The sequence below is a fragment of the Erwinia aphidicola genome (assembly GCF_024169515.1).
GTDB lineage: Bacteria > Pseudomonadota > Gammaproteobacteria > Enterobacterales > Enterobacteriaceae > Erwinia > Erwinia aphidicola.
The window spans coordinates 4,391,085-4,410,846 of sequence record NZ_JAMKCQ010000001.1 but is presented as its reverse complement, the minus strand read 5'-3'; the positions used below and the strand labels follow the sequence as shown (position 1 = coordinate 4,410,846).

The window sequence follows — 19,762 nt, the reverse complement described above, 5'->3', positions numbered from 1 at the left end:
ATTACTGGTCGGGATTGGCATGACGGGTCGACCAGAAACGCGGTCGACCCCTACAAAGGCTGGATGTCGGGTCGACCCCGACAAAGGCCGGAGTGATCGCGTAGGGGCGGACCCTCTTTTTCGGTCCGCCCGGCAAACGACATTACTGGCCGGGATTAATCAGCCAGGTTCCCGCGCGGTCAATCTTCAGCCGCTGGCTGTGCACGCTGCTGGCGCTGCGCACTTCCAGATGATAATCCCCGGCGGCGAGGTTGAGCGAGGCATAGCCGCTGTTATTCGGCTTCACTTCCATCACATTACCATTCAGCAGTAGCGACTCCCCGGCGTTGAGCTTGAGATACACCGTTGCCATCGCCGGTGCGCTGGCCGCTGCGTTGTTGGCTGGCGTGCTGACGGGCGGCTGGCTGCTGCTGGCTGCCGCTGCCGGCTGCTTTTGCGGGGTGCTATCGTTAGCGTTGAGGCCCCAGACCAGCGCCGCCACGGCCACCACGGCCAGTAAACTCAGCAGCATCAGCGGGCGCGACAGCCGCTTTGCCACGCGTGGCGTCATCACCGGCACCGCCGCTCCGGCAGTGGGGTTCACCGCCAGCACCACCGGTTCAGGCTCCGGCAGCGGTTCCTGCTCTTCCAGCGGCTGGGCGACGTTGTTGACCAGCTCCGCCACTTCACTCACCGGCAGGTCGATCAGCGCAGCGAGTTCATCAATCGACTGCGGGCGCTGCCGTGGGTCCATCGCCAGCGCACGGTCAATGGCATGCAGCAGCGGCAGTGAGAAACCTTCCGGTAACAGCGTGCTCAGCGGCTGGTAATGATCTTCAATACAGCGCACCACGCTCACCGGCGGCGGGCTGCCGGTCACCAGGGTATGCAGTACCGCGCCCAGCGCGTAGATATCCGTCCACGGCCCCTGGTCGCTGTCGCCCTCTTCGCTGTACTGCTCAATCGGCGCATAGCCGGGTTTGAGCATAATTTCGGTTTCATCGGAAAGATTACCAATCTCTTTACGCGCCGATCCGAAGTCCAGCAGCACCGGCAGCTGGTTCTCCTGGATCTGGATATTATCCAGTGAGATATCGCGGTGCAGGTAGCCAGCGCGATGAATGGTGTTGATTGCGCCAAACAGCGGCGGTAACAGCTGGCGGATCCACGCTTCGTTAACCGTCTGCGGGCTGGTCTGCTGCCACTCCTTCAGCGTCATGCCGCTGTAGAACAGCGTCCCCATATAGGCCGTCCCGTTCTCCTCCCAGAAGCGCAGCACGTGCAGCAGCCCAGGGTGGTTAAAGCGGGCCAGCAGTCGAGCTTCCTGAATAAAGCTGTTCAGCCCGGCGCTGAACAGCTTCTGGTAGCGTTCACCGCGCAGGGTAATGGCCAGCTGGTCGCTGCGGCTGGCCAGTGAGATCGGCATATACTCTTTGATGGCAATGGTGCGCTCCAGCAGGTGATCCCAGGCGCGATAGACAATGCCAAAACCCCCACCGCCAATCACTTCCTTAATTTCAAACTCGTTAAACCGGTAGCCAGCCGGAAGGGCATTGGGCACGTTTTTTTGCTGTTCGTTTGCCGACATCGTCGAGCTCTCCTGGCGCATATTGGGCTTAAGGTTAATTAACGGTACGCCAGGCGCCAATCGCCGGGTCGGCCAGGTCGGCGTGCAGGTCATCCACCAACAGCACATTGACTTTCACCCCGGTGTCGATCACGTCGGACCAGGTTTTACGCACGGCATCCACCCGTGCTTTCAGCGCGGCGCTGTCACCGGCCTGCGCTCTGTCCATTTTCACCAGCAGCGCACCGTCAAACGACCAGGCGTGCAGGGGGTTATTGAAAGGCAGCACCAGCCAGCTATCGGCGGCATCGGCACGCGTCACCACCAGGCGCTGGTTATTGACCGCCACGACATCTAAAGCGTCTGGTTTTGGGTGCAGATGCAGCAGCGGGTATCCCTGGTAGAAATTAACCTGCAGCGCCTCACTCTTACCGTCGCGTGCCAGCGTCAGGGTGCTGTGGCCCTCCAGCCAGCCTTCGGTGGAGCAGGTCATACTTTTCTCATCCGGGATAAACAGCGACTGGCCGTTATCATCCCACCAGGTGCGAAAATGGCAGCCGCCGGGCAGATCAAAATGCTGCAACGGCTCGCCATTTGCCGGCTGTGACAGGTCGAGCGGTGCGGCATTGCTGGCGGTGGCGGTGGCGGTCGAGTCGGCGGTGACAATCGGGCGCCAGCCCTGTTCTTTGGCCGCGGTGCCGGCGGCCAGCACCGTACCGTCGTTATTGGTCATCTGCCACGGCAGCTCCAGCAGCTTACCGCACTGGTTCTGCAGCAGGTTGCCCACGCGGGGCAGGAAGCTGGTCAGCACGCCGGATTCGGTGCTCTTGCCTGAGACGATACGCAGGTTGAGCGTCTCCTGACACCAGGCCGCAGGCGTGTTGCTGGCAACATTATCGATAAAGACTTCCAGCGCGAGGCTGGGGGAGTAGACCACCCGATAATCTGCCGCCTGGACATTGGCGGCTAACAACAGTGTCACAGCAGCTGGCAACCAAAATTTCATAGCATTCCTTGGTATTAATCGCGTGGCGGGAGAAAACGAGCCGAATCCGCCATCGAAAAGAGTAATGTGGTTTCCTGCGGCGAGCCAACCCAGACGGCGACGGCGCTCAGGTTATCGGTTTTTGCGCTGCGATCGATGGCTTTCTGCATCAGCGCCAGCCACTCCTGCGGTGAATTCACCATGCGCAGCGCCTGCTCCATTTCACCCGGCGTGAGGTTGCTCCAGAAACCGTCGGTGCAGACCAAAAATGCATCCCCATCTTCCAGCGGCAGCACTTCGCTGTAGCCGTGGGGATGTGAGACATCTGCGCCGAGCGCATTATAAAGTAAATTACTGTTAATTCCGGTATTTTCATAGCCAGCATCCTGCAGCTGCTGGGCCAGACTATGGTCACGGGTAACGGCATGGATCAGACCCCGGCGGAAGTGATAAACCCGGCTGTCACCGGCGTGTACCCACCAGGCCTGCAGCGCATCGCGGTCGATAAACAGCGCCGCCAGCGTGGTGCTCATCTGGCTGTAATTCAGATTATTCCGCTGCGCCGCGCGTATCGCCTGCTCGGTATTTTCGACCAGGGTGGCGGTATTTTGTGGCTGAAGCGGCGTGTCGCCGTCCAGCTGAGCCAGCAGCGTGTCGCGCGCGATGCGGGCCGCCAGCTCGCCGCCCGTGTTGCCCGCCACGCCATCACAGACCATAAAACAGGCATGGTGGTCGCCTAACAGGGCTCCCGTGGTGTCCTGATTGCTCACGCGCGCGCCGATCTGCGAGGTGCTGGAAAAATTGATATTCATACGTCTTCCGGTCGGGTTTGTGAGTCTTTGTACTGATTCACTTCCATGTCGTAGGCCTGCAGGAACGCTTCTCCAAACAGGGTGTGGAAATCATCCTCAATTTCGCCCGAGGTGTTTTGATAGTGGCGCATGAAGTAGTCCCACAGCTGGGCCTTCTTTGCGCTGCTGAGGGCGAAACGCGGCATCACGCCGTCGCGCCTGGCGTGCTCCTCCAGCCGCTGCGGATTAAACGACTGCAGCATGGCGGCGATGATGGCGCGGATCCCGGCAATCATCCCCAGCTGGTGGGCCTGCAGGTCGACCAGCGCATCGCGCACCGCCTGTTCCGGCTGCATAAAGCCGGGCATCTGGCTCTGGTAAATCTGCATCAGCACGGTTTTACCGGACGGCAGGATCTTAAACGGGTTATTGGCCTCGTTGAGGATCATGGTCATCTCCGCCTTCACCCCGCGTTTGAGGATCGAGCGGGAGGAGAGCAGCGCCACCGTGCCCTGGGAAAACAGGCTCAGCATCCGTCCGGTGGTGCGCATCTGATCTTCCGTCAGCGGGGTTTTATCCAGCGTGGTATCCAGCCCCATCCCCTCCAGCAGCGCGGCCATCAGGCGCTGCTCACGGTTGCCCTGCGCGGCTGCGCCTGACTCCACCGGCGGAGCGTCGTGTGCCACCGGGTCAATGCCGAGGCGACCCACGGCCTGACGCTGCGCGCGCAGCTCCTGCTCTTCGGCACTCAGTCCGTCCTGCACCGGCAGCGGGCTGCTGGCCAGCGGCTGCATCGCCAGCAGTTGGTCATTGCCCGCGCCATCATCCTCAAACAGCGACAGCGGGTCATCAAACGCCGGCGTAGCGTCCGGCTGAGCGGCGCGCAGCGGGTCGCTGACGCCAATCTGGTATGAGCCAATCGACAGCGTATCGCCGTGGTCGAGCATCACCTGGCTGCCGCGCGTCAGTTCGCTGCCGTTGTGGATCACGGCGATCACGCTGCCCTGATTGGTCAGGCGACAGTCGCCGTTGGCGGCAACATGGACCAGTGCCTGCAGGCGGGAAATCGCCCGATCGGGGTCGGGCAACACCAGGTCATTATCGACGCTGCGGCCAATGGTGCCGCCAGGTGGCACAAAATCACAGGTGGCTACCGGAGCCTCAGCCTGATTCTGCAAAATGGTCAATCGCATGCGCGTTTCCTGCACTGAGGCCCCAGGGCCAAATGACTCTATTCAAACATCGGTGGATAGAGCCCATGACGGCCCGGCTGCGCAGCGGCAGCCGGATGAAAGAGTTGTGAAAAGAGCTGTGCGGTCAGATTGCCGCTGTGTTTATGGCTGGCCAGAGGGTAGCCGTCGCTCTGATTGGTCCACCAGTAGCTGGTGTACTGTAACGGATCAAAGCGCGTTGCCACCTCGCGCCAGTCCAGCGTGCAGGGCAGATCCTGATAACCAATCACGTCCATAATATCGGAGCGCCCGGTGTCAGGCAGCGACAGCGGAGCAATGCCGCACAGCGCCTGCTCCAGCCACTCTGCAGTATGCCGCTGCTGCACCGCCTGAACCATGGTGGAGCCCACTTCCTGAAACCAGTCACCGGAGATCGCCAGCTGTGCCGGGTGCCAGTACTTCATCGGCACGCTTTGCAACACCAGCAGCGGCCAGGCGCGCCCGACGCGGTCGCGTGACGGCATCAGGCAGCCCAGCTGCACCCGCTGCACCCCAAGCGTGGCGGGCAGGGCAAAATTCCATACCGGCGCCTGGCTGAACAGATCGCTGGCACCATCGTGATGGTGATGCCAGTGGATCAGCCCGAGCTGAAACCAGTTGGACCAGCTGTTAATCACTGCTTCCGGCATCCGGTGCTGCAAAAAATCGCCAGCAGTCGGCAATTTGCCATACCATCCCAGGTCATTATTGGCTGCCATAGTGATGACCTTATTTGTGCAATGCGGCAGTTTGGCCGCTAACGGGCTTCAGCACCGCCAGCGGCTCGTCAGCATCACCCTGATGCCCGGCATTCTCCAGATTAAGCGACAGCTTCTTCATCATCAGCGCATTGTCGCGCAGATAAGGAGAACTGAGGATCTGGCGGTCAAGCAGCTGGCTGAGGTGCCAGTCCAGCTGCTGCAGCTGGCGCGTGGTGACGCTGGGCGGCAGGCTGCGCTGTAAATTCTGCATCACCCAGCCGCGTAAAAACTTACCGTCATAGCTGCGCGGCTGGTAGAGCATTTGATAAGCGCGCAGGGCATTACGGCTGAACTCGGCATCTTCGCCGTTGTCGCTGCGCAGCGTCTGGGTAATCGTCTGGGCGACACGCGGTAACAGCAGCGACTTCAGCGCGCCCTGATACAGTCCCCATGCGGCATCGCTAATCTGGTCGCCGCGATACAGCCCACCGCGCAGGGTGAGCGGCGGCTTATCCAGCGCGAACGCCTGACTCTGCGGCAGGGAGACCAGGCTGTTTAAGAAGGGTAGCAGATCCAGCATATCCCCGTGATTATCCTGCGTCAGCCGCGTGGCCGCTTGGTTGACGGCAGGCAGGCGGGTGGCGACTTCCTGCAAATAGTGCTGGTTCTTATAGTAGCTGGTCAGCCAGAGCGCCGAAGCGGCCAGCAGCGCAACCGCCAGCGTGCTGTAGCCGGTCCAGTGCAGCAGGCGGTTGCGGTGCTCCCAGCGGCGGTCGCTGCCGGCCAGGCGGCTCTCTTTAAATACCACATCGCTAAGCAGCCCGCGGATAAAGAAGCTCTGACCCTTGTTGGCCGGGATCGGCGCGCTGCGGTTGACGCTGTCCCAGCTGGCAATCGACTGGCCCTGAGCCTGCGGCAGCTGCAGCTTGCGCGACAGTTCGCCCATCACGCGGTCGAACGGCAAGCCTTCCTGGGTTCCGCTGGTAAAGAACAGTCCGCGCGCCGACCAGGGAACCTCGTCATTGTCCGGGGTAAAGACGATATCGAGATATTCGGCCAGCAGCGGGCGCAGGGCGCGAAACTCCTGCGGGAACTGGAAGCATTCGGCGCGCAGCGTCAGGTCACCTTCCTGCGCCATTTTGCCGCTCAGGTCGCTCATCAGCCGCGCATTGAGCTGGCTGAACTGCTGTTCGAAAAGCGCATTCAGGCGGTGCTCGCTCTGGCGGCTGGCCTCCCACGGGAAGGTAAAGCCCCAGATGCGATCGCGCTGGCTCTTCTCCAGCCGCGCAAAGTAGCTCATAAAGCCTTTCAGCAGGTCGGTTTTGGTCACCATGATATACACCGGGAAGTGGATCCCGGTTTGCTGATGCAGCTCCGCCATACGCTTGCGCAGGGCGCTGGCCTGGGCGTGACGCACCTCTGCCGAGTCGCTCAACAGGTCGGCGACGCTGATGGTCATGATTACGCCGTTGATCGGCTGGCGCGGCCGGTAGCGCTTCAGCAGGGTGATAAAGGTCTGCCACTCGCTGGCATCGCGCACGCGCTGGCTCTCCTGCAGGGTGTAGCGCCCGGCGGTGTCCAGCAGCACGGCGCGGTCGGTAAACCACCAGTCGCAGTGGCGCGTGCCGCCCACGCCGCGCAGCGCGGTTTTACCCAGCGCGTCGCTGAGGGGAAACTCCAGCCCGGAGTTGATCAGCGCGGTGGTCTTACCGGCACCGGGTGCGCCGACAATCAGATACCACGGGAGCTGATAAAGGTACTGGGCGCTGAAGCGCTGGAACCCTTTATCGCGCTTGCCGAACTGGGTTTTCTTCAGCAGCAGCGCGGCTTCGCTAAAGCGGTTATCAAGCATTTCGCCCGTGGCCTGCAGCTCCGCATGGTCGCTGTTGCTGAGCTGCAGGCGGGTCAGCAGCTTGCTGTTGAACCAGGCGCGGTAGAGCTGTGGGATCAGCTGGAACAGCACCCAAAGGAAATAGCACAGGCCAATCAGCAGCTGGCGATTCAGCGGGCTTTCCAGCGCCTGGAAGCGGGTAAAGGTCAGCAGCGGGCCGACCATCCAGATCAGGGCAGAAAGCGCGGTAATCCCCAGCAGGCCCCATAGCAGGCGGCTGGAAAGCCATGAGAAAAAGGTTTTCAACTTAGTTTTTCCCCGTAGTTGGGCTGCTGTCATCGCTATCCGGAGCAGCAAACAGGGTGATTTCGACACGGCGGTTCTGCGCCCGATTTTCCGGGCTGTCGTTAGGCAGCAGCGCACCGCTGTCCCCGCGCCCCTGAGCACGTATGCTGATCCCCTGCTGGGCGATCATCTGCGCCATCATGGTGCTGATGGCGCGAGCCTGGGCGGTAGAGTATTCGTAGTTTGAGGGGAAGCGGCTGGAGCGAATATGCCGATCGTCGGTGAACACGCTGACGACAATCGTGCCTTTACCTGACTCCATCGCCGTGGCGACGCGGGCCACCAGCGCCCGGCCTTCCGGCGACAGGACGGTAGCAGGCGAGCTAAACAGGCGATCGGCGGCGATAATCACTTTGCTGCCGTTGGCGCTGTCGGTGACGTCGAGCTGGCGATCGGCAATCAGATCGCTCAGGCGCTGGCGCAGGTCAATCAGCGCCTGCGGAGCGGCACCGCGCTGACCGGCCACCACTTTTGGCAGCGGTACCTGCCAGATAGCGCGCAGCAGCGGCTCGGCGGCGTTACCCAGCCGCCAGTTAAGACCGGAGAAGATCAGGCAGGCGATAAACGCCGCAATGGTGGTGCAGGCCCACAGCGGCACCGGCGGGCGCCACAGCGCATTGTGCTGCGCGCCCTCAGCCACCTGCAGCGGTGGCAGCGGGGCGGTGCCGCGCACGTCGGCGATCAGCTGCGCCAGCCGGGTGCGAACGGCATCACGCTGCAGGCGACCATTATCCATGCCGCGATAGCGCCCCTCGTATCCCAGCAGTAAGCAGTAGTGGATCAATTCAAGCAGCCAGAGATGCTGCGCCGGGTTTTGCGAAATCCGCGCCAGCAGCTGGAAAACTTTCTCGCCGCCCCAGCTCTCATTATGGAAAGTGACCAGCAGGCCGCTGCCGGACCAGACGCCACGGCTGCCCCAGGGCGTTTGCGCCGCGGCTTCATCCAGCACCGCACACAGGCAGTAGCGGGCGCCGATGATCATCTCGAACGGCATGGCTGCCTGCTTGCAGCGGCTCTCGAACTGGCGCATTTCGTCGATCAGCTGATGGCGCAGACCGGCGGGGTCGTCATGCGTGGCCGCCAGGCGGATTTGCACGATGGCATTCAGCAGCGGTGACGCTGCTGTAATCAGGGGATTGTCTGTGCTGACCGGAGTGGCTGGGTCAGCGGGAAGTTCCAACGTCATCAGAATTTGTTAGTCTCGGCTGTGTGCCAGCTGGCAAAAAAAGGGGCTTCACCAGAGGGTGGATGGGACTGTTGCTGCCCTCCCTGGCAGCAGGCTGTAGCGCGCCGGGCGACTATTCCAGGATCCAGGTCGCCGTATCATTATTGCGACAGGCTTTACTCTGTCCGCCCACGTCAACGCAGACTTTTTTATTATTTTTGCTGCGCGGGCGCGGACGATCGCTGCGCAGAGTGGCGTCATACAGCTCACTCTTAACCCCGGCTTTTAGCGGCACGTAGCCAATCAGCTGCGGCAGTGTTTCTTCAGCGGCAGCTGCAGCTGGTGCGGCAGGGGCTTTGGCATCGGCCACGGCATCAGGTTGCGCTTCGGCCTCAGCTTCCGCCTTTGCTTCGGCTTTCTCTGGCACATCGGCAATCGCCAGCCAGCGGTTTTCCACCTCGCCGAGTACGATAAATGGCTTCCCGTTTTCCAGATAACGCACCACTTTGCCGCTGTAATCCGGGCTGGTCATCACGGAAGCATTATAAAGCGCGCGATACTCAGCGTTCACCGGGGTAAATGATTTCGGCGGCAGCACCGCATGACGGTGGCTGAGCTTCACGCCGTCAACTTCACTGGTGACAATCGTATCATCGCCAACAGGCGGCGGAGGTGTTTTGCATCCCGCTAAGGTGAGCACGGCTAACAGGGTAAACGCGATGCTAATTTTCACATTGGTCCTCGTGAATATCATCAAAATATCTGGTTCTTTTCAGGCGCAAAGCTGCGGCGCTGAGCCACCCTAATCGCGTTGGACGGGCTAAAAAAGTCCGGTCAGCGTCAGGTAAAAAATTGCTCGGGTTTACATAAAGATAAATCTGCAATCAGTCTACCTGACGCTTTTGGGAATGGAAACCATTGCGGGGGCGCGGTGAACATGTTACTGCGAACTTTAAGCGTGACAGAGTTTGCCTGAAAGGTGACAAAACGGCAATTTGATTAATGGCAATAACGGATTTATCACCCCTTGAGAGTGCAGGTGCTGGTCTGGCAAGCGCGTTGCTAAACTCTTAAGCTTCAAAGAGTTAAAAGTACTAATTATTTTCCAGCGCAATCAACTGGCGCGCTGGCTTAAAATTTTCAGCAAAATGCCAGAAAGATCTGCTGCCGTGGATAACAGGCTGCACAAAAAACGTGCACTTGTGCCTCAGTGAGGGGCAAAAAGGGCAGGATCGCCCCGGCTTTAAACTGTTTAGTGGCTGAAAAGCGCCAGAAAAGTATCCTGTCGGGGAACTGGCACAGCAGTTGCAACGTCAGAAGTGGGAAGTGGTAAACCCTTACGCATTTGTTTCGCGCAACGTGAAGCGAGTGCTTTGGATTAAGGCGTCCGGCCAGCAGCTGACTCAGCATGGCGGACGCCTTTTTTTATGCTGTTGCCACCAGCACCTTGACGCCCAGCGCTTCGAAAGCCTGCACCGCCTCCGGAGTAATGCCGCTGTCGGTGATCAGGTAGTGGATCTTGCTCCACTCACACGGCAGGGCAAACATCGACACCTTGTCGATTTTACTCGAGTCGGCTACCACATAGATGGTACTGGCGCAGTTGATCATCGCCGTTTTCACCTTGATATCGGTCTCGCTGGGGAAGCTTAAACCGAGGCGCGGTGAAATACAGGCAGTGGCAAGAAACAGCTTCTCGGCCAGCACGTTCTCAAAAAAGCTGGCGGCTTTATCGCCAGAGGTGGAGAGCGTGGGGAATTTAAACGTGCCGCCGGTCAGCAGGATATTGATGCCCGGCTCGCCGCCCAGCTTCAGCGCAATATTCACCGCCGTGGTCACCACCGACAGCCGCCGAATATGGTTCATATGATTGGCAATGGCGGTGGTGGTGGTGCCGGAATCGAAAATCACCGTATCGCCGTTTTCGATATGCTGCGCCGCCAGGCGGCCAATGGCATCTTTGGCATCCAGATGCGTCTGGCGCTCCAGCAGCAGCGCGCCGGTATTCTGCTTACCGGTCATCAGCGTGGCACCGCCGTGATAACGCTGCACATATCCCTCTTTCTGCAACATGCGCAGGTCTGTGCGGATTGTCGCTTCGGTCAAGCCGAAGGTCTCCGTCAGCATTTTCACCGTGACCGTACCGTCCTCACGGATCATTTCGAGGATTTTCTCTCGTCGTTGCTGCATATCAGCCAATTGTTCATTTTTGCTTTTCAAGTGAAACACTCCATTTGCCTGATTACTGGCCTTTTATGCGTGCCAGCCCGACTCTGCGTCAAATAGTAACCCCCGGATGCGCCAATTGCGAGCAGAGCGAAAACCACTATCTATTTTCGAATGAAAGTCCAATCAAGGTCATGCAATTGATTTACTTCACTTTTTATCCATATTGTTTAGCAGTAACACCCATATCAGCAATCTAACCTTAACAAATACAACGGGTTAATAATTTGCGCGGCTTTTGTTTGAATTATGATCTACCCCACAATATGATTACAAACGATAGCGTATATTTTTATTCGAAAACGAGTTTGCCGCAGTTGACTGTCGTATCAGCATGCTATTCAGCGCGGCGCCATTGATGAAGAGGTAATGATGGACTTTCAGGCAATCAAACAGACTGCGCGTCAGGCCCGGCGCTATGTACTGCAAATGAATCATCGGGCAGGTAAAGGTCACACCGGTGCCGATCTCTCTGAGGTGGACATCATCTGTACGCTGTTTATGGCGGTGATGGACCGTAGCAGCGCCCGTCCAGATCAGGACCGCTTCATCCTCTCCAAGGGGCACGGTGCGGGCGGCTTGTACTGCAGCGCTGCGGCGATGGGCCTGCTGGACCCGGCGATCCTCGACCAGTTTATGGGCGACGACACGCTGCTGGCCGGCCACCCTATTCACCAGAAGCTGCCTGAACTGGTGGAAATTAACTCCGGCGGCCTGGGCCACGGCCTGTCTATTGGCGTAGGCCTGGCGCTGGGTAACAAACTTTCTGGCCGTGCCCATCGCCGCGCCTTCGTGCTGCTGGGCGATGGCGAACTGGCGGAAGGATCAAACTGGGAAGCGGCAATGTCAGCCAGCAAGTTCAAGCTGGAAAACCTGATTGCCATCGTTGACCGCAACCGCCTGCAGCTGGCGGGTAAGACCGAAGAGATCATGCCGCTGGAGCCGCTGGCGGACAAATGGCTGGCGTTTGGCTTTGAAGTGCTGGAGTGCGATGGCCACGATCCCCAGGCGATTGCCGCCGCGGTCAATCAGCCGGGCATCGGCAAACCGCGCGTTATTTTGGCCAACACTGAGAAAGGGCACGGCATCTCCTTTATGGCCAACGTCCCCGCCTGGCATCACGCCGTCCCGAACGATGAGCAGCTGGCCCTAGGGTTAGCCGAGCTGGAGGAGTAATCATGCAAGACTTACGCGATGCAGTTATTAATACGCTGGTGGAAGAGCAGAACCGCGGCGCCGATCTCAGCGTGATGGTGGCTGACTCCACCTCAACGTCCAAAATCGCCCCGTTCGAAAAAGCGTTTCCGGACCGGGTGATCAACGTCGGCATTGCCGAGCAGAACATGGTCGGCATGGCCGCCGGTGTGGCGTTGAGTGGCCGCACGGTATTTACCGCCAACGCGGCACCTTTCCTGTTTGCCCGCTCTAACGAGCAGCTGAAAAATGACGTTTGCTACTCCGAAACCAACGTCAAAATGCTCGGCCTGAATGCCGGTTTCGCCTATGGCCCGCTGGGCGCGACGCACCACTGTACTAACGATATCGCCATCGCCCGCTCGATGGGTAATCTGCAAATTTTTGCCCCGGCCGATGCGATTCAGGCCAGCGCGATTGCGCGCCATGCCATCAGCCATAAGGGCCCGGTTTATATCCGCATGGACAGCGACAAAGTGCCGCTGCTGCACGATGAAAGTTACCAGTTTGTTCCCGGTAAGCCGGAAGTGCTCCAGCAGGGCAAAGAGACCGTGGTGTTTTGCATGGGCACGCTGGCACATGAAGCGCTGGCGGCAAAAGATGACAGCATCACCATCGTTTCCCTGCCGTCACTGTGGCCACTGGATACGCATGCCGTGGTTAAGCTGATTGCTGCGCATTCGCAGGTGATCACTATGGAAGAGCACGTGCTGAGCGGCGGCCTGAGCAGCATTATCGGCGAACTGCTGCACCAACACGGCCTGCGTCAGCGCTTTATCCCGCTGGGTATTCCGCCGTATGAATTTACCCACAGCAGCAGCCGCGCTGCGCTGCGCCGCCAGTTCCGCATTGATGCCGACGGGCTGCGCGCCACCTTAGAACAACTTGTCGCCGCCGCATAAGGGAGAAGCAGGAAAATGAGCAACGAATATGACGTGAACCTGCGCTACGGCGTGGACACCAAAGGCGATCTGACCGGTAAAGTGGCGGTGGTGACCGGCGGTCTGGGCGGCATCGCGATGGCCAGTAATCAGATGCTGCTGGAGAAGGGCGCCAGCCTGGCGCTGCTTTATCCGGCCTTTGAGCAGAGTAAAGTCGCCGATATCGCCGGGCAGTTCGCATCGGACCGCGTGCAGTTTGTGCAGTGCGACGTCACCGACCCGCATTCGGTAGAACAGGCGATTGCGCAAGTGGAAGCCCACTACGGCAAGATCGATATTCTGGTGAACTGCGCAGGTTACGTGATGCTGCAACCGGTGCTGGAAACGGACTTCGACGAGTGGCAGAAGCAGGTGGCGGTTAACCTGACCGGGCCGTTCCTCTGCTCGCAGGCGGTGGCAAAACGCATGGTTAAGGCCGGTAACGGCGGCAAGATTATCAATATTGCTTCACAGGCGGCGTCGATCGCTATTGATAACCATGTGGCCTACACCTCGGCAAAAGCCGGTCTGCTCGGCATGACTAAAGTGATGGCGAAAGAGTTCGCGCCTCACAAAATCAACGTGAATACCCTGTCGCCAACCGTGGTGCTGACGCCGATGGGCGAAAAAGCCTGGCGCGGCGAAAAAGGGGAAGCGATGAAGAAACTGATTCCAATGGGACGCTTTGCCTACACGGATGAAATCGCCGCTGCCGTGCTGTTCTTTGCCAGCAACGGTAGCGACATGATCACCGGCGCCGATCTGATGATCGATGGCGGTTTTACAATTTGGTAACACTTAGTCAGTGCTTCGCCCAGACCAGAGAACGTGAGTAAAGATGCTGTACCTACACATAACATTATAAGAGAACATCAATATGAAAATGCGTTTAACTCTGCTTGCCCTTGCAACTGCCTGCGCCTTCTCCCACGCGGCTTCTGCCGCTGAGAAAGGCACTATCATGATCCTCGTTAACTCACTGGATAACCCGTATTACGCCTCGGAAGCCAAGGGTGCCAACCTGAAAGCTCAGGAGCTGGGGTACAAAACCTCGGTGCTGTCGCACGGGGAAGATGTGAAGAAGCAAAGCGAGCTGATTGATGCCGCTATCGGTAAAAAAGTGCAGGGCATTATCCTCGACAACGCCGACTCGACGGCCAGCGTAGCCGCTATCCAGAAAGCCAAGGACGCCGGTATTCCGGTGGTGCTGATTAACCGTGAAATCCCGGTCGACAACGTGGCGCTGGAGCAGATCACCCACAACAACTTCCAGGCGGGTTCTGACGTTGCCAACGTATTCGTGGAGAAAATGGGAGAGAAGGGCAAATATGCCGAGCTGACCTGTAACCTCGCCGACAACAACTGCGTGACCCGTTCCAAATCGTTCCATGAAGTGCTGGATCAGTACCCTGATCTGAAGAGCGTGGCGAAACAGGATGCCAAAGGCACCCTGATCGACGGCAAGCGCATCATGGACAGTATTCTGCAGGCGCACCCGGATGTGAAAGGGGTGATTTGCGGTAACGGTCCGGTGGCGCTGGGGGCGATTGCCGCGCTGAAAGCCGCTGGCCGTAGCGACGTAATTGTTGTCGGCATCGACGGCAGCAACGACGAACGCGAAGCCGTCAAAGCCGGTACGCTGCAGGCCACCGTGATGCTGCAGGCTCAGGCCATTGCGGCCCAGGGCGTGACCGACATCGATAATTTCCTGCAGAAAGGCACCAAACCCGAGAAACAGCGCGTGATGTTCCGCGGCATCCTGATCAACAAGGACAACGCGAACAAAGTGCAGGACTTTAATTTCAAATCCTGAGTTAACGTTTTCATCGAAGTTGCTGCGCCCCTGCGGGGGCGCAAAGGAGAAGAGTTATGTCCAGGCGAGTCTGGCTGGCAATGGCCGCTTTAGCCCTCGGGGGCTGTCGTATTGTGTCGCAGCAGGAGTTGGCCGATTTAAAAAATCCGCCCAACCCGGCAATGGCCAACGTCACCGCGACTTATCAGCAAAAAATTGTGCCGCAGGTACTGAGTGAAGCGAAACCTCTTGGTGAGCTGATGAGCTCGCTGGCGGCGGCGAAAGATTTTGACACGGCGTGTAAAACCCTGGGTTACCGCAGCCAGGATGAGAACCCGTGCATCTTTACGGTAAAAGTGCAGGGCACCGTCAGTAAAGTGAATACCACCTCGCGCAGCGGAAAAATGACGGTGAAAGACCTGAGCGGTCAGGATGTGGTGGTGCAGATTGGCCCGATTATTCGCGGCACCGCACTGCGCGATGTCTATAAAGGCTCCAGCTATCAGGACTTCAACGATCAGGTGCTGTTTGGCGATTACGGTCGCGCCATCAATAACCTCGCCTCTGAAGAGGTGAAAAAACTGCAGCCGAAAGTGGGCGATAAGGTGGAAGTGGACGGCGTCTTCAGCAGCTGGGATGTGCCACAGACCCCACCGGACGTGACACCGGCCCGCGTGGTTCGTCAGTAGAGGAGGTCATGATGGCTGAACATCAGATTGACGTGCTGCCGCACGCGGAACAGCAGTCAGAAGTGATTATTGAAACGCGCAACGTCTCGCGCATCTATCCCGGCGTTACCGCGCTGGACCAGGTCAACTATCGCGTCTATCGCAACAAGGTCAACGTGCTGATCGGCGAGAACGGCGCGGGCAAGTCAACGATGATGAAAATGCTTGCCGGGGTGGAAGTACCCTCCTCCGGCCAGATTTTCCTCGACGGTGAAGCCGTCTCGCTGCACTCGACGCAGCAGGCCGAAAAGCACGGTATCAGCATTATTTTTCAGGAACTGAATCTGTTCCCGAATATGAACGTGATGGACAACATCTTTATCGGTAATGAATTTTTCCAGCGTGGCCGGATTAACGAAAAATATCAGTACCAGCTGGCGAAAGCCCTGCTGGAACGGCTGGAGCTGGATGTCGATCCTTACGCGCCGCTCGGAGAACTGGGCATCGGGCACCAGCAGCTGGTGGAGATTGCGCGTGCGCTGTCGAAAGACACCCGGGTACTGATTATGGACGAGCCGACCTCGGCGCTCAGCCAGTCAGAAGTGAAAGTGCTGTTCAACGTGATTGCCGCTCTCAAGCGGCGCGGCGTCACCATTATCTACATCTCTCACCGCCTGGAAGAGCTGATGGAGATTGGCGATCACATCACTATTTTTCGCGACGGCCGCTTTATAAGCGAGCGTGAAGTGCGCGACGCCAGCGTGCCGTGGATTATCGCCCAGATGGTCGGCGATAAGAAAAAACAGTTTGATTACTCGGCGGCGCAGCAGGGTGAGGTGGTACTGGAGGTGGACGGGCTGACCGCGCTGCGCCAGGACGGCGGCTACAAGCTGAACGAAGTCTCCTTTAATTTGCGCAAGGGTGAAGTGGTGGGCATTTACGGCCTGCTGGGCGCCGGGCGCACCGAGCTGTTTAAAGGGCTGATTGGCCTGATGGGCTGCGAGCACGGCAGTATCAACCTCAACGGCGAGTGCCTCGACAAGCGCGACTTCCAGTACCGCCTGAAAAAAGGCATTGCGCTGGTGCCGGAGGATCGCAAAGGTGAGGGGATGATCGGCATGATGTCGATCAAAACCAATATGACGCTGAGCGACCTCAGCCTGCGCGGTTTTCGCCGGGCGTTGGGCCTGCTGCGCCCGCAGCAGGAGAGCGAAAAAGTGGACGATATGGTGCAGCGCCTGGCGATCAAAGTCAGCGATACCGACCTGCCGATCACCTCGCTGAGCGGTGGCAATCAGCAGAAAGTGGTGCTGGGTAAGGCGCTGATGACCGGCCCGCAGGTGGTGCTGCTGGATGAGCCAACGCGCGGTATCGATGTCGGCGCCAAAACTGACGTCTATCAACTGATTGGCAAAATGGCGCATCAAGGGCTGGCGGTGATGTTCTCCTCGTCCGAACTGGATGAAGTGATGGCGCTGGCCGACCGCATTCTGGTGATGGCCGATGGCCGTATTGCTGCCGACCTGCTGCGTGCTGACGCTACGCGCGAAGGGTTAATTACTGCGTCGACACCGCATGAATAAGCTGGCTTGAGGAAGACAAAATGAATCAGAAATATTTGCTCTATATGTACCTGCTGAAGGCCAGAACCTTTATTGCGTTGCTGATTGTCGTCGGCTTTTTCAGCGTGATGGTGCCGAACTTTCTCACTACGTCTAACCTGCTGATCATGACCCAGCACGTGGCGATCACCGGGCTGCTGGCGATTGGCATGACGCTGGTGATCCTCACCGGCGGGATTGACCTGTCGGTCGGCGCGGTGGCGGGGATCTGCGGCATGGTGGCCGGTGCGCTGCTGACCAACGGCGTGCCGATCTGGGGCGGGCAGGTGCTGTTCCTCAACGTGCCGGAAGTGATCCTTGCGGTGGCCATTTTTGGCATCCTGCTGGGCTTTATTAACGGCGCGGTGATCACCCGTCTCGGCGTGGCGCCGTTTATCTGTACCCTCGGCATGATGTATGTGGCGCGCGGTGCAGCCCTGCTGTTCAACGACGGCAGCACCTACGCGAACCTGGTCGGCGTGCCGCAGCTCGGCAACACCGGCTTCTCGCTGCTCGGGTCCGGCAGCTTCCTTGGGGTCTACTTCCCGATCTGGCTGATGGTCGGTTTCCTGCTGCTCGGTCTGTATATCACGCGTAAAACCCCGCTCGGCCGCTACATCTATGCGGCCGGTGGTAACGAATCGGCGGCGCGCCTGGCGGGTGTGCCGATCGTGAAAGTCAAAGTGTTTGTCTATGCCTTTTCCGGGCTGTGCGCCGCGCTGGTCGGGCTGGTGGTGGCGTCGCAGCTGCAAACCGCGCACCCGATGACCGGCAACATGTTTGAGATGGATGCTATCGGTGCCACGGTGCTGGGTGGAACGGCGCTGGCGGGCGGGCGCGGGCGGGTTTCCGGTTCAATCATCGGCGCGTTCGTTATCGTCTTCCTCGCCGATGGCATGGTGATGATGGGCGTGAGCGACTTCTGGCAGATGGTGATTAAAGGGCTGGTTATCGTGACCGCCGTGGTCATCGACCAGTTCCAGCAGAAGCTGCAAAGCAAAGTGGTGCTGATGCGTCGCCATGAAAAAAAGCAGGCGGCCGCGCCGCTCTCTGAGGTTAGCCATGGCTAGAGCGTTGATTATTGCGCTGGACGAAGGCACCAGCAATGTCAAAGCGGTGGCGATTGATGCCCGCGGCCAGGTGGTGGCGAAAGCCTCGCGCCCGCTGACGGTGGCGACGCCGCAGCCGGGCTGGGTGGAGCAGGACGGCCTCACGCTGCTTAATGCCTCGCTGACGGTGCTGCGCGAAGTGCTGAGTACGGTAGGCCAGGAGAACGTGGCGGCGCTGGCGATCAGCAACCAGCGCGAAACCGCCATCGGCTGGGAGCGCCACAGCGGTAAACCGATTGGCCCGGCGCTGACCTGGCAGTGCTCGCGTTCGGCGGCATTTTGCGAACAGCTGCGTCACGATCGCCAGGAAGTGCTGATCCGCTCCGTCACCGGGCTGCCGGTGGCGCCGCTGTTCTCCGCCTCAAAGATGCGCTGGCTGCTGGATAACGTCAGCGATGGCCATGCCCGTGCGGCGAATGGCGAGCTGTGCCTCGGCACTATTGATGCCTGGCTGCTGTGGAACCTCAGCGGCGGCCGGCAGTTCCGCTGTGATACCTCCAATGCGGCGCGCACCCAGCTGCTGAATCTGCACAGCGGCCATTGGGATGGGGCGATGCTGGCCCTGTTTGGCATTCCGGCGGCGGCGCTGCCGGAGATCTGCCCGTCCGGCAGCCTGTTTGGCGTCACGCACGGGCTGGAAGGGATTGCCGATGGCCTGCCGATTATGGCGATGGTGGGCGATTCTCATGCCGCGCTTTACGGTCACGGCCTGGGCGACCCGGGCGGGGTAAAAGCCACTTACGGCACCGGATCCTCGGTGATGGCGCCGCTCAACACCCCGGACACCAGCATCACCAGCCTGGCGACCACGGTGGCGTGGCACGACGGCGAGCGCCTGGTTTACGGCCTTGAGGGCAATATTCCGCATACCGGCGACGGCGTGGCGTGGATGGCACAGGCCACCGGGTTAACCGACGGTAAGGGGCAGGTGCTGGCGCGGGCGCTGCACGAACTGCCGGCCAGCATCGATTCCACGCTGGGCGTCTATTTCGTCCCGGCGCTGACCGGTACCGGTGCGCCGTGGTGGGATGACCAGGCGCGCGGCATGATCTGCGGTTTAAGCCGTGGCGTGACGCCAGCGCACCTGATCCGCGCCGCGCTGGAGGCGATCGCCTATCAGATTGCCGATGTGATTGCGGCGATGCGTCAGCACCCGGGTTTCCGCCTGGAGCGACTGATGGTTGACGGCGGGCCGACGCAAAACCCGTGGCTGATGCAGTTTCAGGCCGACCTGCTGGGCTGCCCGGTGGCGCGCAGCAGCACGCCCGAGCTGTCGGCGCTGGGTGCCGGGCTGCTGGCACGGCGCACGCTCGGTCAGCTCAACGACAGTCAGCTGCGCGAAATGATGCCGCAGCATGACCTGTGGCAGCCCGACGCCGAACGGCATCAGCGCTGCCAGCAGAGCTGGCTGGGCTGGCAGGATGCGGTGAAACGCACGCTGTGGCAGCCGGGCAATAACCGGAATTAATTGCCAATACCCGTAGGGGTCGGGCATGCCCGACCCGCCTGGCCGCGACGAATACCACCGGGCGAAGCATGCCTCGCCCCTACAAAAATACGAGCACATTGCCAAATTCCGGGTGGGGCAAGCATGCCTCGCCCCTACAAAAATACGTGCACATTGCCAATACCCGTAGGGGGCGGGCATGCCCGACCCGCCGGTCAACGACGAATATT

At 59.6% G+C, this 19,762-nt stretch carries 18 protein-coding genes; 8 read left to right on the top strand and 10 right to left on the bottom strand.

Features of this window, described 5'->3' with window-relative positions; translation table 11 throughout:
• Positions 1-142 precede the first annotated feature (142 nt).
• The 10 genes from J2Y91_RS20670 to J2Y91_RS20625 form a co-directional block, all read right to left on the bottom strand.
• Positions 143-1,567: a serine/threonine protein kinase gene (locus tag J2Y91_RS20670; protein WP_048916247.1), complete on the bottom strand. Its 1,425-nt coding sequence runs from the start codon at positions 1,565-1,567 to the stop codon at positions 143-145.
• Between the two features lie 34 nt (positions 1,568-1,601).
• Positions 1,602-2,552 carry a hypothetical protein gene (locus tag J2Y91_RS20665; RefSeq protein WP_048916246.1) on the bottom strand — a complete coding sequence of 317 codons (951 nt, stop codon included), beginning with the start codon at positions 2,550-2,552 and terminating at the stop codon, positions 1,602-1,604.
• 14 nt (positions 2,553-2,566) lie between these two features.
• Positions 2,567-3,343, bottom strand: coding sequence for a PP2C family protein-serine/threonine phosphatase (locus J2Y91_RS20660; protein ID WP_133623462.1), 777 nt, complete (start codon positions 3,341-3,343; stop codon positions 2,567-2,569).
• Positions 3,340-4,515 carry a type VI secretion system-associated FHA domain protein TagH gene (gene tagH, locus J2Y91_RS20655; RefSeq protein WP_133623463.1) on the bottom strand — a complete coding sequence of 392 codons (1,176 nt, stop codon included), beginning with the start codon at positions 4,513-4,515 and terminating at the stop codon, positions 3,340-3,342. Before tagH ends, J2Y91_RS20660 begins: the two co-directional genes overlap by 4 nt.
• A gap of 38 nt (positions 4,516-4,553) precedes the next feature.
• The gene (gene tagF, locus J2Y91_RS20650) at positions 4,554-5,252 is read right to left on the bottom strand and encodes a type VI secretion system-associated protein TagF (protein ID WP_133623464.1); all 699 of its coding nucleotides are present in this window, start codon (positions 5,250-5,252) and stop codon (positions 4,554-4,556) included.
• 10 nt (positions 5,253-5,262) lie between these two features.
• Entirely contained in the window at positions 5,263-7,371 is a 2,109-nt protein-coding gene (gene tssM / locus J2Y91_RS20645) for a type VI secretion system membrane subunit TssM (RefSeq protein ID WP_253539283.1), read from the bottom strand.
• A gap of 1 nt (position 7,372) precedes the next feature.
• On the bottom strand, positions 7,373-8,596 hold the full coding sequence (icmH, locus tag J2Y91_RS20640; RefSeq protein ID WP_133623466.1) for a type IVB secretion system protein IcmH/DotU: 1,224 nt from the start codon (positions 8,594-8,596) through the stop codon (positions 7,373-7,375).
• 112 nt (positions 8,597-8,708) lie between these two features.
• Complete coding sequence (locus J2Y91_RS20635; protein ID WP_413449752.1) at positions 8,709-9,329, bottom strand: SH3 domain-containing protein; 621 nt, start codon at positions 9,327-9,329, stop codon at positions 8,709-8,711.
• Positions 9,330-9,715: 386 nt separating this feature from the next.
• Complete coding sequence (locus J2Y91_RS20630) at positions 9,716-9,985, bottom strand: hypothetical protein (RefSeq protein WP_166643175.1); 270 nt, start codon at positions 9,983-9,985, stop codon at positions 9,716-9,718.
• Between the two features lie 15 nt (positions 9,986-10,000).
• Complete coding sequence (locus J2Y91_RS20625; RefSeq protein ID WP_133623467.1) at positions 10,001-10,795, bottom strand: DeoR/GlpR family DNA-binding transcription regulator; 795 nt, start codon at positions 10,793-10,795, stop codon at positions 10,001-10,003.
• Between the two features lie 378 nt (positions 10,796-11,173).
• On the opposite strand from J2Y91_RS20625, the gene J2Y91_RS20620 reads away from it, so the two are divergent.
• The 8 genes from J2Y91_RS20620 to J2Y91_RS20585 all read left to right on the top strand — a co-directional run bounded on the left by J2Y91_RS20620 (position 11,174) and on the right by J2Y91_RS20585 (position 19,553).
• Complete coding sequence (locus tag J2Y91_RS20620) at positions 11,174-11,977, top strand: transketolase (protein ID WP_048918595.1); 804 nt, start codon at positions 11,174-11,176, stop codon at positions 11,975-11,977.
• A gap of 2 nt (positions 11,978-11,979) precedes the next feature.
• Positions 11,980-12,897 carry a transketolase family protein gene (locus J2Y91_RS20615; protein WP_133623468.1) on the top strand — a complete coding sequence of 306 codons (918 nt, stop codon included), beginning with the start codon at positions 11,980-11,982 and terminating at the stop codon, positions 12,895-12,897.
• 15 nt (positions 12,898-12,912) lie between these two features.
• Positions 12,913-13,710 carry a GolD/DthD family dehydrogenase gene (locus J2Y91_RS20610; RefSeq protein WP_133623469.1) on the top strand — a complete coding sequence of 266 codons (798 nt, stop codon included), beginning with the start codon at positions 12,913-12,915 and terminating at the stop codon, positions 13,708-13,710.
• 82 nt (positions 13,711-13,792) lie between these two features.
• Positions 13,793-14,728 carry a D-ribose ABC transporter substrate-binding protein gene (locus J2Y91_RS20605; RefSeq protein WP_133623470.1) on the top strand — a complete coding sequence of 312 codons (936 nt, stop codon included), beginning with the start codon at positions 13,793-13,795 and terminating at the stop codon, positions 14,726-14,728.
• 56 nt (positions 14,729-14,784) lie between these two features.
• Positions 14,785-15,396 (top strand): DUF2291 family protein, encoded by a 612-nt coding sequence (locus J2Y91_RS20600; RefSeq protein ID WP_048918588.1) that lies wholly within the window; start codon positions 14,785-14,787, stop codon positions 15,394-15,396.
• 11 nt (positions 15,397-15,407) lie between these two features.
• Positions 15,408-16,958 (top strand): sugar ABC transporter ATP-binding protein, encoded by a 1,551-nt coding sequence (locus J2Y91_RS20595; RefSeq protein ID WP_133625057.1) that lies wholly within the window; start codon positions 15,408-15,410, stop codon positions 16,956-16,958.
• 20 nt (positions 16,959-16,978) lie between these two features.
• Positions 16,979-18,046, top strand: coding sequence for an ABC transporter permease (locus J2Y91_RS20590; RefSeq protein ID WP_062820952.1), 1,068 nt, complete (start codon positions 16,979-16,981; stop codon positions 18,044-18,046).
• Positions 18,039-19,553 carry an FGGY family carbohydrate kinase gene (locus J2Y91_RS20585; protein ID WP_133623471.1) on the top strand — a complete coding sequence of 505 codons (1,515 nt, stop codon included), beginning with the start codon at positions 18,039-18,041 and terminating at the stop codon, positions 19,551-19,553. Before J2Y91_RS20590 ends, J2Y91_RS20585 begins: the two co-directional genes overlap by 8 nt.
• Positions 19,554-19,762 lie beyond the last annotated feature (209 nt).